This is a genomic window from Variovorax sp. 05T418, from assembly GCF_056396385.1.
In genome coordinates, this window is the sequence record NZ_JBFTLJ010000004.1 from 298,206 (window position 1) to 313,047 (window position 14,842).

The 14,842-nt window shown below is 68.6% G+C and carries 14 protein-coding genes; 5 read left to right on the forward strand and 9 right to left on the reverse strand.

Annotated features, from left to right (window positions below):
• Positions 1-32: 32 nt before the first annotated feature.
• Positions 33-272 (forward strand): hypothetical protein, encoded by a 240-nt coding sequence (locus AC1DMS_RS09945; RefSeq protein WP_145741851.1) that lies wholly within the window; start codon positions 33-35, stop codon positions 270-272.
• On the opposite strand, the gene ligD is transcribed toward AC1DMS_RS09945, so the two are convergent.
• The 8 genes from ligD to AC1DMS_RS09985 all read right to left on the reverse strand — a co-directional run bounded on the left by ligD (position 259) and on the right by AC1DMS_RS09985 (position 9,385).
• Positions 259-2,802, reverse strand: coding sequence for a DNA ligase D (gene ligD, locus AC1DMS_RS09950; RefSeq protein ID WP_478180949.1), 2,544 nt, complete (start codon positions 2,800-2,802; stop codon positions 259-261). The genes AC1DMS_RS09945 and ligD overlap by 14 nt on opposite strands.
• On the reverse strand, positions 2,781-3,794 hold the full coding sequence (locus AC1DMS_RS09955) for a lysylphosphatidylglycerol synthase domain-containing protein (RefSeq protein ID WP_012746801.1): 1,014 nt from the start codon (positions 3,792-3,794) through the stop codon (positions 2,781-2,783). Before AC1DMS_RS09955 ends, ligD begins: the two co-directional genes overlap by 22 nt.
• The gene (locus AC1DMS_RS09960) at positions 3,784-5,271 is read right to left on the reverse strand and encodes a hybrid sensor histidine kinase/response regulator (RefSeq protein ID WP_478180950.1); all 1,488 of its coding nucleotides are present in this window, start codon (positions 5,269-5,271) and stop codon (positions 3,784-3,786) included. Before AC1DMS_RS09960 ends, AC1DMS_RS09955 begins: the two co-directional genes overlap by 11 nt.
• A gap of 65 nt (positions 5,272-5,336) precedes the next feature.
• Complete coding sequence (locus tag AC1DMS_RS09965) at positions 5,337-6,842, reverse strand: ATPase domain-containing protein (protein WP_012746799.1); 1,506 nt, start codon at positions 6,840-6,842, stop codon at positions 5,337-5,339.
• A gap of 174 nt (positions 6,843-7,016) precedes the next feature.
• Positions 7,017-7,196 carry a hypothetical protein gene (locus AC1DMS_RS09970; protein ID WP_278881234.1) on the reverse strand — a complete coding sequence of 60 codons (180 nt, stop codon included), beginning with the start codon at positions 7,194-7,196 and terminating at the stop codon, positions 7,017-7,019.
• Between the two features lie 79 nt (positions 7,197-7,275).
• Complete coding sequence (locus tag AC1DMS_RS09975; protein ID WP_478180951.1) at positions 7,276-8,232, reverse strand: cation diffusion facilitator family transporter; 957 nt, start codon at positions 8,230-8,232, stop codon at positions 7,276-7,278.
• A 52-nt stretch (positions 8,233-8,284) separates the two neighbouring features.
• On the reverse strand, positions 8,285-8,521 hold the full coding sequence (locus AC1DMS_RS09980) for a DUF3606 domain-containing protein (RefSeq protein ID WP_478180952.1): 237 nt from the start codon (positions 8,519-8,521) through the stop codon (positions 8,285-8,287).
• Positions 8,522-8,608: 87 nt separating this feature from the next.
• Positions 8,609-9,385 carry a metallophosphoesterase family protein gene (locus AC1DMS_RS09985; RefSeq protein WP_307594007.1) on the reverse strand — a complete coding sequence of 259 codons (777 nt, stop codon included), beginning with the start codon at positions 9,383-9,385 and terminating at the stop codon, positions 8,609-8,611.
• Between the two features lie 130 nt (positions 9,386-9,515).
• Here AC1DMS_RS09985 and AC1DMS_RS09990 point away from each other — a divergent pair, with 130 nt between their 5' ends.
• From AC1DMS_RS09990 to AC1DMS_RS10005, 4 genes are all read left to right on the forward strand, one after another.
• A complete protein-coding gene (locus tag AC1DMS_RS09990) occupies positions 9,516-10,352 on the forward strand; it encodes a nucleotidyltransferase (RefSeq protein ID WP_478180953.1) in 837 nt (278 codons plus the stop codon).
• Between the two features lie 160 nt (positions 10,353-10,512).
• Positions 10,513-11,994 (forward strand): aldehyde dehydrogenase family protein, encoded by a 1,482-nt coding sequence (locus tag AC1DMS_RS09995; RefSeq protein WP_478180954.1) that lies wholly within the window; start codon positions 10,513-10,515, stop codon positions 11,992-11,994.
• Positions 11,995-12,035: 41 nt separating this feature from the next.
• Entirely contained in the window at positions 12,036-12,755 is a 720-nt protein-coding gene (locus AC1DMS_RS10000) for a cupin domain-containing protein (RefSeq protein ID WP_436287559.1), read from the forward strand.
• A gap of 20 nt (positions 12,756-12,775) precedes the next feature.
• Positions 12,776-14,101 (forward strand): NAD(P)/FAD-dependent oxidoreductase, encoded by a 1,326-nt coding sequence (locus AC1DMS_RS10005; protein ID WP_018903066.1) that lies wholly within the window; start codon positions 12,776-12,778, stop codon positions 14,099-14,101.
• A 99-nt stretch (positions 14,102-14,200) separates the two neighbouring features.
• Here AC1DMS_RS10005 and AC1DMS_RS10010 read toward each other — a convergent pair whose 3' ends face one another.
• Positions 14,201-14,785 carry a TetR/AcrR family transcriptional regulator gene (locus AC1DMS_RS10010; protein ID WP_278880785.1) on the reverse strand — a complete coding sequence of 195 codons (585 nt, stop codon included), beginning with the start codon at positions 14,783-14,785 and terminating at the stop codon, positions 14,201-14,203.
• Positions 14,786-14,842 lie beyond the last annotated feature (57 nt).

A 14,842-nucleotide genomic window follows, 5' to 3' on the forward strand; every position in this document is an offset into this window, starting at 1 on the left:
GTCACTCCACCATCCAGACAAGGAGACGGCTCATGTCCATGGAGTTTCTTCGGGTCATCGCCGAGCAGAAATTGCCATACGTCGTCCACACGCCAGCCGACATCGACAGGCTGCGCGTGCTGCGTGCGGCCGAGCTGGTGACCGCTTTCATTCCGCCGTCCAGCCATGCGCCGGACGACCGGGCGATACGCCAGCTCGCCCAGGTGGAATCGATCACCGCCAAGGGAAAGCTGGCGCTGAACAAGGCCACCTCGGCCTTCATCGAACTCTGAACCCCAGCAGCTTCATTGCGGCTCCCGGACTCTTTGCAGCCTTTGCGTACGCGGCCCAGGGATCGTTGCCGCGGTCGAGCCGTGCATGGATGTTCCGCAGGGTCCACTGCGCACCGCTCGCGAGCGTGGGAACCTCCTGCCATTCCACCGGCACCGACACGCCCATGCCGGGGCGCGCCCGCACCGACCAGGCGCAGATGGTGGTCGCGCCGAAGCCGTTGCGCAGGTAGTCGATGAAGATGCGGCCGACGCGGTTGTCCGGCCCGCTCTTGGCGACGAACATCTGCGGCAGGGTGCGCGCCATGTGCCGCACGATGGCCTGCGAGAAATCCTTGATGGTGTCCCAGTCGTACTGCCGCTTGAGCGGCACCACCACGTGCAGCCCCTTGCCGCCGCTGGTCTTGCAGAACGGCGCCAGGCCCAGTTCGTCGAGCACCACGCGCATCAGCTCGGCCGCCTGCAGCACCATGGGCCAGCCGACGCCCTCGCCCGGGTCGAGGTCGAAGGTCATGCGGTCGGGCTTGCCGATGAGCGTCTTCAGGCCGTTCCAGGTATGGAACTCGACGACGTTCATCTGCGCCGCGCTCAGCAGCCCGAGCGGCCCCGCGATCTCGATCAGCTCGGGGTGCTTGGGCCACAGCGCCGCATCGAGCTGCCGCACGCCGGCCATCTGCCCCAGCTCCAGGTGCTTCTGGAAGAACAGCTGGCCGCCGATGCCCTGCGGCGCACGCACGAACGACACGGGCCGGCCCTTCAGGTGCGGCATCATCAGCGGCGCGACCAGGCCGTAGAAGCGCACCACCTCCACCTTGGTGATGCCGGTCGACGGATCGACCACGCGGTCGGCATGCGAGACCTTGAAGTTGGCGGGCATGGTGGCGGCGGGTTCGGGCTCAGCCTCCGCTTCGCGGCTGGCGCCCGCCGGGTGCACCGGCTTCTCGCGGACGATGGCCTTCGCGGGCTTGTCCGAGCGCACGCTGTGGAACACCGGATGCCGCACGTGGCCGTCCTTCGTCCATTCGGAAAACGTGACCTCGGCCAGCAGCACCGGCTTGACCCAGTGCGCGCGGCGGTCGTTCTCGGTCGGGTTCTTGAACGGCCGCTTGTCGATGCCGAGCGGCTTCAATCTTTCGAGCATGTCGACGAGCGTCCGGCCATTGAAGCCCGCGCCCACCGCGCCGGCGTAGACGAGATCGCCCTTGTCGTCGTGCACGCCGATCAGCAGTGCACCAATGCCCACGCGCGATCCCTTCGGATCGGTATAGCCGCCGATGACGAACTCCTGCCGCTGCGAGCACTTGAGCTTGATCCAGTCGGGCGAGCGGCGCGAGGCGTACGTGCTGTTCTTGCGCTTTCCGATCACGCCTTCGAGCCCGATCTTGCAGGCCGAGGCCACGATGTCCTCGGGCGGCGCATCGAAGATCTCGCTGAAGCGGATCTCGGGCGGCGCCTTGGCCAGCAGCGCCTGCAGCAGGCCGCGCCGCTCCACCAGCGGCACGCCGGTGAGATCGAAGCCGCCGTAGTACGGCAGGTCGAAAAGGAAGTAGACGATGTTGCGCGTGTTCTCGCTGTCGAAGGCGTTCTGCAGGGCCTGGAAGTCCGTGCCGCCGGACTCGTTGAGCACCACGATCTCGCCATCGAGCCAGCCGGGCGCGAGCTTCATGCGCTCGATCGCGCGCACCAGGTGCGGCATGCGGCTGCTCCAGTCATGGCCGTTGCGCGTGACGAGCTGCACGCCGCCTTTGGCATCAATGCGCGCGAGCAGGCGGTAGCCGTCGAACTTGATCTCGTACAGCCAGTTCTGGGGATCGGGCGGCGGGCCATCGACCAGCGTGGCGAGCAGCGGCGAGAGCTTGGCCGGCATGGCGGCCTTCACCGCATCGGCGGGCATGCCGCTGGCCGATGCCTTGCCGCCGCGCTTTCTGGCCGGTGCGGCCGGCGCCTCGGCGGGCGCCGAGACCGCAGCAGCAGGCATCGGCATCTGCGCCACGCTGTCCGGGAACTGGTCGACCACGCTGAACTCCGCGGCCGGGCGAGCGTACTCGTCGTGCTCCTTGATCAAGAGCCACGCGTCCTGCTTTTCATCGGCCTTGCCGTGCATGCGCACCAGCGTCCACTTGCCGCGCAGCTTGTAGCCGTGCAGCTCGAACTTGAGGCGCCCCGCCTTGTAGCCCTTGCGCGGATCGCCGATGGGCGTCCAGCTGCCCTTGTCCCAGATGATCACCTTGCCCGCGCCGTACTGCCGTGGCGGTATCTCGCCCTCGAACTGGTTGTAGGCGATGGGATGGTCCTCCACATGCACGGCCATGCGCTTGTCGTGCGTGTCGTAGCTCGGGCCCTTGGGCACGGCCCAGCTCTTCATGGCGCCATCGAGCTCGATGCGGAAGTCGTAGTGCAGGCGGGTGGCCCAGTGCTTCTGCACCACGAACTGCAGCATGCCGGGCGCCGATGCGCCGCCCTCCGCGGGCTCGGGGGTGGCGCCGAAGTTGCGCTTTTCCTTGTAGCGCTTCAGGGGGTTTGCGCGCGCCATGGTGTGTCGGCCTCCGTGTCCAGGGGGTGGCTTGCCGCATAGCGTTCGAGCAGCAGGTAGAGCACCAGGCCGCCGGCCAGCGGCAGCAGGTAGTAGAGCGCGCGGTAGGCCAGCACGGCCCCCATCAGCGCGCCCTGGCGCACGGTGCCCGAGAGCAGCGCCAGGTACACCGCCTCGAGCACGCCGAGCCCGGCCGGGATCGGCGTGATCACGCCGACGATGGACGCGGCCAGCAGCACGCTCAGCGTGGTGGCGTAGGGCACCTGCCGGCCCAGCAGCAGGTACATCGCGCAGCCCATCAATGCCCAGTTGGCGGTGGAGAGCGTGAGCTGGACGACCGCAAGCCGTGCCGAAGGGAGCCTCACCCGCCGCCCCCTCAGCTGCCACTGGCGCCCGCGCAAAAAGGCGCAGGCCGCCACGTACGCCGCCGCAAGAAGGATCATCAGCACGCCCAGCGCGCGCAACGCGTCGGCCCCGATGCTGGCCTGGCGCGGCGGCGTGATGATGCCCGCGGCGAACAGGCCGCCGGCCAGCAGCCCGTAGCCGAGCCAGTTGGTGGCCAGGCTCACGCCGACGATCTGCGCCACCACGGCTTCATCGAGGCCGGCGCGCGCATAGAGCCGGGCGCGCATCCCGATGCCGCCGACCAGCGAGCCCAGGTTGAGATTGAAGGCATAGCTCGTCACCGCGATGGCCCAGGTGCGCCAGCGCGGCACGCGGTGGCGCGTGTGCCGCCGGCCGATGAGGTCGAAGCATCCGTAGAGCGCATGGCTGGCGGTCGTGATGGCCCACACGCCCAGCAGCAGCATCGCCGGATAGCGCTGCAGCGCCTCCCATGCGCCGGCCCAGTCGACCTTGTGCGCATGCGACAGCAGCAGGCCCAGCACCACGAGCCCCAGCAGCGGCAGCAGCCATCGGCGGCTGCGGCGCCACAGCGACAGCCGGCCGGCCGGATGGTCCGCCGCCGAAAGCGTGGTCGCGTCATGGTTCATGGTGCGGCCCCAGGGTCGAGATCAGCGCCGCCAGGTCCAGCGGCTTGAGCAAGTGGTGGTCGAACCCCGCCAGCGCGATGCGCTCCTTGTCGCCATGCTGGCCCCAGCCGGTCAGCGCGACCAGGATCAATCCGGCCAGCGCGGGGTTGGCGCGCAGCCGGGTTGCGAGCTCGCAGCCGTCCATGCCCGGCATGCCGATGTCCAGGATCGCGAGCCCGGGTGCCGGACCTTCGGCCACCATGCGCAGCGCGGCATCGCCGCTGTAGGCCACGCGCGTGGTGGCGCCCATCGAGCGCAGCAGCTCGCCCAGCGCGTCGGCCGCGTCCCGGTTGTCGTCGACGATCAGCACCGTGCCCGGCAACCAGGCCGGCCAGCCGCGAACGGCCGGTGCCGGCGACGCGGGCACGCCGCTCTCGACGCGGGCGAGCGGCAGGCGCACGCAGAACATCGCGCCCCGGCCCAGGCCCGCGCTGCTTGCCTCGACGCTGCCGCCATGGAGCTCGACCAGGCTCTTCACCAGCGTGAGGCCGATGCCCAGGCCGCCCTGCGCCGCCTTGGAGGTGCCGCTCACCTGTACGAACATCTCGAAGATCGACTTCAGCATGTCCGGCGCAATGCCGGTGCCGTTGTCCCAGACCTCCACCACCGCCTCGCGCCGTTCCCGGCGCAGCTCGATGCGGATCTTTCCGCCGGGCGCGGTGTACTTCGCGGCGTTGTTGAGCAGGTTCGAGAACACCTGCGTGAGGCGAACGCCGTCGCCGCGCACCACCACCGGCTCGCTGCACAGCTGCTTGCCCAGCGTGTGCCTGGCGCCTTCGAGCAGCGGCCGGCTCAGCTCGATGGCGTCCTCGATCACTGCTTCGAGCGCCACCGCTTCCATGCGCAGCTCGATCTTGCCGCGCGTGATGCGCGAGACCTCCATCAGGTCGTTCACGAGCCGCACCATGTGGTCGATCTGCCGCCCCATCAGCTCGTAGTAGCGCCGGGCCTCCGCGGGCTCGTGCGGCTTGCGCATCAGGAGCGTGAGCGCGGTGCTCATCGGCGCGAGCGGGTTGCGCAGCTCGTGCGCCAGCGTTGCAAGGAACTCGGTCTTGCGCTGGTCGGATTCGCGCAGGCCGTCCAGCAGCCCGCGCAGCTGGTACTGCCGGTTGCGCGCCCTGAGCGCCGTGCGGACCGTGCTGATCAGCGAGGCCACGCGCATCGGCCGCTCGATCACGGTGACGTTCGCGAGCCGGTCCATGGCCTTGGCGATGACGGGCGAATCGGCGCCCTGGCGCGCCAGAACGAGCACCGGCAGATCGGACCACGGCGGCTGCGAGCCCAGCACTTCGGCCAGCGCAGCCGCGGCCGGATCGGCCAGCACTTCCTCCGCCACCATGATGGTGCCGGCGCCTTCCTTGATGCCCTGCACGAGCTCGCACAGGCTGTCGCAGGTGTGGGCCGCAATCTGTGCGCGGGCCAGTACGGCGCTTGCCATGAGGGCGTCCCTGGAGGTGGCGGTCCGCAACAGGATGCGCTGCTCGGCGGATGCGGCGGGCGGGCTCACGATGCGTGCTGCGCGCCGTCGGTGGGAATGGGGATGCCCGTCAGGATGCCCCTGAAATGACGCAGCGGCTCGCCCACCTTGAGGCCCGTGGCGGTCATCGAGAAATCGCGGATGCTGCGCTCGTGCGCGCCGCCGCGCTTCTTCAGCACCGAGATCGCCTGGCGCACCTCGCCCTCGAGCTCGAAGTAGCGCAGCAGCACCACCGCGTCCGCCAGGTAGCTCGCGTCCACCGGCGTCTTCATCTGCATGCCGATGAGGCCATGCTGCGCGCCCACCAGCAGCGTGGCGACGCCGGCCTGGCCCAGGTAGGAAAGCAGCTCGTGCAGCTGCACGATCAGGAAGCGCTCGTCGGGCATGGCGTTGAGGTAGCCGTTGAGGCTGTCGATCACCACCACCGCCGCACCGCACTCCACCACCGCCAGCCGGATCAGGTGCACGAACTCGCCCGGCGACAGCTCGGCGGGGTCGACCTGCCGCACCTTGATGCGGCCGGATTCGATGTATGGCCCGAGGTCCATGCCCATGCTTTCGCAGCGCGTGCGCAGCGTGTGGATGCTCTCGTCGAAGATGAAGAGGGCCGCGCATTCGCCGCGCTGCGCCGCCGCCAGCGCAAACTGCACGGCCACCGTCGACTTTCCCGTGCCCGGCGCGCCGACGAACAGCGTGCTGGTGCCGCGCTCCAGGCCGCCGCCCAGCAGCGCATCGAGCGCTTCCAGGCCGCTGGGAATGCGCGCCGGCGCCACCGCCGGCGCCGAGGGATGCTCGGAAGCGACCAGGCGCGGAAAGACGCGCAGGCCGCCGCGCTCGATGCGGTAGTCGTGGTAGCCGCCGCGGAACTGCTGGCCCCGATACTTGCTGACCACCAGCCGGCGCCGCGCGGCGCCGTAATCGGAGCTGATCTGCTCGAGCCGGATCACCGCATGGGCAATGCTCTGCACCTGCAGGTCGTGCTTCATGGCGGTCATGTCGTCCAGCAGCAGCACCGTGCACTGGCGGCCGGCGAAGAACTGCTTGAGCGCGAGGATCTGCCGCCGGTAGCGCAGCGAGCTGCCGGCCAGCAGGCGCAGTTCGGACAGCGAGTCGAACACCACGCGCGAAGGCTTGAGCACATCGACGTCCGAGAGGATGCGAAGGGTCGTCTCGCTGAGCTCGACCTCGGACGGGTGGAACATCGTGTACTGCTCGTCGGGCTCGAGTGCGGTCTCCGACGGAAGCATCTCGCGCACCTCGATGCCGCTCAGGTCCCAGCCATGCGAGCGCGCCACGCCCTTGAGCTCCTGCGCGGTTTCCGACAAGGTGACATACAGCACCGACTCGCCGCGCTTCACACCTTCGATCAGGAACTGAAGCGCGATGGTGGTCTTGCCGGCACCGGGCGTGCCCTCGACCAGGTAGAGGCGGTTGGACGTGAGCCCGCCGCCAAGAACATCGTCGAGGCCGGGAACACCGACTTTGATCAGGCCGTCCTGGGCGGACGGCACGGCCGTACCGTCGAGCTTCATTTCTTCTTCCTCCATCGTTGGGCAGACAGTCCTTTCTGCCCTGTTCTGCTTGCGATCTGCTGGCGCAAGGATTTTTATCAAGAGGCGCGCCCCCCGGGTTGTAGGGCATCGCCCTTCTTCGGCACAAGACAACGCCACTGCGCCGCGGCCGCTGCGCGCGGACCGCGCATGGCCTCAGGACTTGTCGGGCGTCTTGCGCTCGGCATCGCCCGGGTCCTGGAGCTTCCTGTTGCCGACCTTCTTCATCTGCTCCTCGCCCTCGGTGTCGCTGCCGTCGGTGGGCACGGATTCTTCCTGGGTGATCTCCGGTTCGTCGGGGGAGCGCTCGCGGCGCTTGGGCGATGGCTTGTTCATGGCTGGCAACCTCCTGAATGAACCTCGACAGTGGAGTGCCTGCGGCATGGGAGCGCTCAGGCAATGGCGGCAGCAGTCGTCAGCCAACGCCGACGATCCCGCCGGTCCGCGCGGAAGCCGCGTCTTCATCCACGGGCGCCTCGCTCGCCTCGATGAAGAGCCGCCTGATCATCGGGAAGCGCCCGCGCACCTGCTGCTCGATCGCGGCGATGGCATCGGCGGCCTCTCCGGTCGCCGTGCCCTCCCTGAAATTGAGGTCGACCACGGCCAGCACCTCGTCGGGGCCGATGTACATCGACAGCACATGGCCCACGTCCTGCACGCTCGGCTGTTCCATGGCCAGGGCGCGGATGGCGCGCGCGGTCTCGGGGCGGATGCCCTCCCCGATCAGCAGCCCGCGGGCCTGGCTGATCAGCAGCACCGCCACGCCGGCCAGCAGCAGCCCGATCACCACCGAGGCCGCGCCGTCCAACGCCGGCATGCCGAGCCGGTGGCTGAAGTAGATGCCCAAGGCCGCCACCGCCAGCCCGGCCAGCGCCGCCGAATCCTCGGCCAGCACGGTGTAGGTGGTCGGGTCCTTGCTCTGCCCGAGCGCGCGCCAGAACGGCGCGCCGCGCGACTGCACGCGGAACTGCCGCAGCGCAACCAGGAAGCTCGCGCCTTCGAACAATGCGGCCAGCCCCAGCACCACGTAGTTCCAGCCCGGATCGCGCATCGGCTCCGGTTTGCGGATGTGCTGGATGCCCTCGTAGAACGACACGCCGCCGCCCAGCCCGAAGATCAGCACGGCGACGATCAGGCTCCAGAAGTACAGCTCCTTGCCGTGGCCGAAGGGATGCTCGGCGGTCGCGGGCCGCTGGCTCAACCGGATGCCCACCAGCAGCAGGACGCCGTTGAAGGTGTCGACCGCCGAATGGATGCCCTCGGACAGCATGGCCGAACTGCCGGTGATGCCGGCCACGATGAACTTGGTGGCCGCAATGGCCACATTGGCCGCGATGGCGCCGTAGATCGCAAGCTTCGATTCGGCAGCCATCAGGGGTGCGGACGAAGGGGCGCCGCTCGGCCCTTGCGTTCAGCCCCGGCCTTCAGGGAAGGCCGAGGTAGATCCGCAGATCGTCCTTCATGGTCCCCGCCGAGGCGACCGCCATGCGCAGGCGGGCCTCGCTGACGCCAAAGCACTTCGTCCAGTAGTCGACCTCTTTCAGGTCGGTGATGTCGATTCGCTCGTCGTCCTGTGGGACGCGGATCTCCATGTCGTCCGGCATCGCGGGATCTCCAGGTGGGTTGGAGACGGGAGTTTCACCGCGCAGCAACGCCGTCATGCCAGCCGGATGCCATGGCTCGTGCAGGACAGGTTCTACATGCTGTCGCCTGCCGCGGTTTCGGGATGTTTCATGAACGCGCCCGGCCTATGTCGCCGCCGGTTCCTCTTCCGTGGCCGGCTCGCGCGGCAGCTCGTACAGGAAGAAAGGCGGCGCGTCGGGCCGGCTGCGCTGCAGCAGGGGCTTGGCGACGTTGTAGACCGGCACGCCGCTGATGGTTCGCCCCTCGAGCGTGCCGCGGTGCGCATGGCCGTGGAACACCGCATCCATCGGATAGCGCAGCAGCGGCTCTTCCAGGCGGCTGCTGCCCAGGAATGGAAATATCTCCACCGGCTCGCCCTGCACCGTGCCGGCGATCGGCGCGTAGTGCAGCAGCGCAATGCGGCGCCGGGTGCGCAGCTTGGCCAGCGCCGACTCCAGCTTCATCGCCTCGTTGAGCGCCTCCTGCACGAACAGCTTGATCGCCGGTTCGCCCCAGGCCCCCAGCGAGCCGCGTCCGAAGCCGCCGGCAAAGCCCTTGGTACCGGCAATGCCCACGCCTTCGATCTCGCAGGCCGCGCCATCGAGCACGCAAACGCCGGCATGCACGAGCGCCTCGGTCACCCGTTCGGGCGTGCCGGATTCGAAGTCGTGGTTGCCCAGGACGGCGACGATGGGGATCGGGACGGCACCGAGTTCCTCGGCCAGCACCTTGGCTTCCTCGGCCGTGCCGTAGTCGGTGAGATCGCCGCACAGCAGCAGCGCGTCGGCCTCGTCGGCGGCCTGCGCGAAGAAGCTGCGCAGCGTGCCCGCCGCGTCCTTGTGGACATGGATGTCGCCCACCGCGGCGAACCGGACATGGGAGGAAGATTTCGGATTGGGCATTGCAGCAAGGCTGCGCCCGGATGCCGCCGGCCGTGATCGGCCTCATCCTGCGGCGGCTGTAGGCGCCTGCCGACGACCGATGGGGCCGTTTGCTCCGAGCCCGCCTGCGGGCCGGCTCTACATTGCCTGAATGGAGCCCACGGCCGGTCTTGCGCTTTCGCTGGAAGAAGCAGAAGAAGTCGAGCCCCGCGTGGCCGACTTCTACCGGCAGACGCTGCGCGCGCTGAACGGTGCGGACATTCCCTTCCTGGTCGGCGGCGCCTTCGCGCATGCCTGCCACACCGGCATCCGCCGCTCGACCAAGGACCTGGACCTGTTCATCCGCCGCGCGGACTACGAACGCATCGCGCAACTGATGCAGCAGCACGGCTGGCGCACCGAGATGAGCCATCCGCACTGGCTGGCCAAGGTGCACGACGGGCCGGAGTTCATCGACCTGATCTTCAACTCGGGCAACGGCCTCATGCCGGTGGACGAGCGCTGGTTCCGCGGCAACAGCCGCGCCGCAGTCCTGGGCGTGCCGGTGCTCGTTGCCAACGTGGAGGACAGCCTGCTGTCCAAGGCCTTCATCATGGAGCGCGAGCGCTACGACGGCGGCGACATCGCCCACCTGCTGCAGGCCAACGCCGAGCGGCTGGACTGGCCCGGCCTGCTGGAGCGCTTTGGTCCGCACTGGCGGGTGCTGCTGGCCCACCTGACCTTGTTCGGCTACATCTACCCCGGCGAGCGGCAGCACATTCCCGGCTGGGTGATGGAGCGGCTGATGGCGCGGCTCGCCGAAGAGGCGCGAGAGCCGCCGGCGCCGAACGAGAACGTGTGCGCCGGCACCCTCCTGTCGCGCGAGCAGTACCTTCACGACGTCGAGCACTTGGGCTACGTGGACGGCCGCCTCACCGCCGCCAGCACCATGACGGCCGAAGACGTGGCCGGCTGGACCGAGGCCATTGCGGACCGAAGATCGCAATAAGTAAGAGCAGGCGGCGTGGAAGCCCCTGACGCTGCACGACGGCAGGATCTGCTGTCGCGGCTCGCACAACGGCAGCCTGCTTTGTGCAGGACCCCCATTGAAGCACCGGCGCGAGGGGCGCGCGGCCTAAGATTTTGGGCATGCAAAGAAGGCCCCATCCATGAACTCATCGATCGTCGACCACCTGAGGCGCGCTGGCCGCCTGGACCGCATGTTTGTCGGCGGCGAGTGGGTCCTGCCCGAAACGCAGGCTCGCGCCAGCGTCGTCGACCCGTCGACCGAGGAGCCGGTCGCGGAGATCGCGCTGGGCAGTGCCGGGGATGCCGCCGCAGCCGTGGCCGCGGCGCGGCGCGCATTCGCGGCCTGGTCCGCGAGTCCGGCCCAGAGCAGGGCCTTGCTCCTCGACCGCATCCACGCGCTGGTCCTCGAGCGCGCAGAACTGTTCGCCCAGGCGATCTCGCTGGAGATGGGCGCGGCCATCGACTTCGCGCGCCGCACACAGGTGCCGTCTGCCGCGGAGCACATCCGCGTGGCCCGCGACAATGCGCGCAGCTATGCGTTTGTCACCCACCGCGGAGACATGGCCATCGTGCGCGAGGCCATCGGCGTGTGCGGCCTCATCACTCCCTGGAACTGGCCGCTCTATCAGATCACCGCCAAGGTCGGCGCCGCCCTCGCAGCCGGATGCACGGTCGTCCTGAAGCCCAGCGAGCTGTCGCCCCTGAGCGCCCTGCTCTTTGCCGAAGTGATGCAAGACGCCGGCGTTCCGCCCGGTGTGTTCAACCTCGTGAATGGCAGCGGACCGGAGGTCGGCGCGGCCCTGGCGCAGCATCCGGAGGTGGACATGATCTCGTTCACCGGTTCGACGAAGGCCGGCGTCCTGGTGGCCCAGACGGCGGCACCCACGGTGAAGCGCGTGGCCCAGGAACTCGGCGGGAAATCTCCCAACCTCATCCTGCCGGATGCGGACCTCGCGCGCGCCGTACCGGGAGGCGTGGCGGCGGGCTTTCGCAACGTCGGCCAGTCCTGCAGCGCACCGACGCGCATGATCGTGCCCCGTGCGCGCCTGCACGAGGTCGAGCAGATCGCGCGCGAAGCGGCATCCGCCATGGTGGTGGGTGACCCGCGTTCGCAGCAGACCACGCACGGCCCGGTGGCGAACCGCGCGCAGTTCCATCGCGTGCAGGAAATGATCGGCATCGGCATTGCCGAAGGTGCGCAGCTTGTCTGCGGCGGCCTCGGCCGGCCGGAGGGCTTGAGCCGCGGCTTCTACTGCCGACCGACCATCTTCAGCGCGGTGCATTCCCGGATGCAGATCGCGCAGGAGGAGATCTTCGGGCCGGTGCTCGCGTTGATTCCCTACGACAGCGTGGACGAGGCCGTGGAAATTGCGAACGACACCGTCTATGGCCTGGGCGCCCACGTGCAAGGCAAGGACCTTGCCGCGGCGCGCGCCGTGGCGGCGCGGATCCGGTCCGGGCAGGTGCACATCAACTATCCGGCCTGGAATCCGCACGCGCCCTTCGGTGGCTACAAGCGCTCCGGAAACGGCCGCGAATACGGCATCGAAGGTCTCGAGGAGTACCTGGAAACCAAGGCCATTCTCGGCTTCCAGGATGCCCCGGCACCCGCCGCCGAATGACAGATTTCAAGGAAGACATTGCGCATCGCGCAGGAGCAATCATGACTGTGGCCCTCGTACTGCACCGCGCCGGCGGCGCCCCCCTTTCCACCGCCTTCCGCAGGGCGCCGTTCGGCAAGGACGATCCCTTTGCGCGGCACCGCGAGATCGCGTGGGAAGGACCTGGCGCGATGAGCGCGGGCCGCACCAGCTTCATCGGCGAGCTCGAAGTCGCCAGCTATCCCCACATCGAAACCATCGTCGTGGTCGAGGGCGAGCTGACCCTGACGGCAGCCGGCGCGGCCCCGCTGGTGGTCGGCCCCGAGGCGGGCGCCGTCATCGGATGCGGGACCTCGCTTCGCATCCAGGCCGGATCCCGCGTGCGCTTCGTGTTCTGCGCCGCCGCTTGCGAGAGGCCGACGAAGCGCGGCGTCTTCCCGCTGCATGCCGACGCCGACTTCAAGCCCACGGCCACGCTGCCCGCGGAGGTGCTGCTGGGCCCCCAGCCGGAATGCCGCAGCGACAAGGTCTTCATCGAAGACGGCGCGCAGTACAGCGCCGGCGCCTGGGACTCGACCCCCTACCACCGCATCGTTCGGCCGCACCGCATGAACGAGTTCATGCATCTGCTGGCCGGCAGCGTGCGCTTCGCAGCGCCTGATGGCAGCGTGCTTTCCACGGCAAAGGGCGACGCGCTCTTCGTGCCCCAGGGCGCACCGATCGGCTGGAAAAGCAGCGATCGCGTGGCAAAGTTCTACGTGTGCCAAAGCGTTGCGGCTTGAGCGGGCGAGCGAGATCCATCATGTCGCCTCCGCTGCAACACATCCAGACTTCGCCCACGCTGCCGGCCTCGGCCGATGTCGTCGTGATCGGCGGCGGCATCATCGGCGTCTTCAGCGCCTACTACCTGGCCCAGCGCGGCCTGTCGGTCGCCCTGGTGGAGAAGGGCCGGATCGGCGCCGAGCAGTCGAGCCGCAACTGGGGCTGGTGCCGGCAGCAGAACCGCGATGCCCGCGAACTGCCGCTGGCAACCAAGAGCCTCGAACTCTGGGAACGCTTTGCCGCCGAGAGCGGCGAAGACACGGGCTTTCATCGCTGCGGGCTGCTGTACCTCAGCAACGACGAGGCCGAGATTTCCCGCTGGGCCAGCTGGCGCGAGTTTGCGAAGACCGCCGGCGTGACGACCCACATGCTGAGTGCCCGCGAGGCCGCCGAGCGCGGCCATGCGACCGGCCGCGCCTGGAAAGGCGGCGTCTTCTCGCCCAGCGATGGCACCGCCGATCCCGGCAAGGCCGCGCCCGCCGTGGCTGCTGCGCTCATCAAGCTCGGCGGCAGCGTCCACCAGAACTGCGCGGCGCGCGGCATCGAGACCGAAGGCGGACGGGTCAGCGGCGTGGTCACGGAAGCCGGGGTCATCAAGACCAGGACGGTCGTGATGGCGGGCGGCGCCTGGGCGTCTTCGTTCTGCCGCCAACTGGGCATCCGCTTTCCGCAGGCCTCGATCCGCCAATCCATCCTGAGCGTGTCCCCTGTGGAGCAGCGCCTGCCGGATGCCGTGGTGAGCGCGGGCGTGTCCGCCACGCGCCGCAACGACGGACGCTATGCACTGGCCATCAGCGGCCGCGCGCGCGTGGACCCGACCGGGCAGTTCATGCGCTTCGCGCCGCAATTCGTGCCCATGTTCGCCAAGCGCTGGCGCAACCTTCGCCCGGGCGGCCTGGAAGCCATTCGCAGCGGCCATGAAACGCTGGCGCGCTGGCGGCTCGATGCGCCAACGCCGATGGAGCGCGTGCGCATCCTCGATCCGAAGCCCGATCTGCCCACGGTCAGGGAGACCCACCGCCGCGCCATCGAACTGCTGCCCCAGCTGCGCGACGCCAGGATCACGCATGCCTGGGCCGGCTACATCGACAGCACGCCGGACGGTGTTCCCGGCATTGGCGAGGTGCCCGGCATGCCGGGGTTCATCCTGGCCGCGGGCTTTTCGGGGCACGGATTCGGCATCGGCCCCGGCGCCGGCCACCTGATTGCCGACCTTGCCAGCGGCGCCGAACCGATCGTCGATCCTGCACCGTACAGGCCCGGACGGTTCAGCGGCTCGGCATGGGGCAAGGTCGCCGATTTCTAGGCTGCGCCTGCGGCGGGCCGCCGAGACGTTATTTGCTTTGCGTATCGAGCGGCGTGACCCGCCGCCCCTTCATCGACGCGATGAGAGGACGAACAGAAACTAGGAAGCGCGCGCGGGCGCACCCGCGCGCAGTCCATCCATGACAAGATCCATGAGTCGCTTCAGGCGTGGTTGCCAGTCGCCCTTGGAGTCGATTTGCCAAATGCCTGCAATGGCCAGAAAAAAGTCATCCGTGGTGACGCCTGGCCGAATGGTTCCGGCTTTCTCGTTGGCCTGAAGCAGGCGTTGAGCAGCGCCGATCACTGGTGCATATCGGGACTCCTCCGAGCACTCAGGCGCACTGGAAGCTTGGCGCAAGGCATCGGCCAGGCCGGCCTTGGTCATGGCGTACTGGGCGAGACGGTCCATCCATTCCCGCAGCGCTTGTTGCGGCGGGCTGGTCTGGAGCAGTTGCTCGGCAAGGTCCGCGACCTGCGCCATCTCGTAGCGGTAAACCTCCCACACCAGTGCATCTCGACTGGGGAAGTTTCGATAGAAGGTCGCTTGCCCAACGCCGGCCTTCTTCGCGATGGCGCTCAGCGGAACGTCCACTGATCGTGTCAGTTCGGCAATTGCCACTTGCAGGATCCGTTCGCGGTTCTGCAGTGCGTCCGAACGCAGTTGCGGGTCCATCTTCTTCGGCACTCGTGCCCCCTCCATCAAGCTCACTTGCAAAGCGGACAATTGTCCGGTATGGTTCGG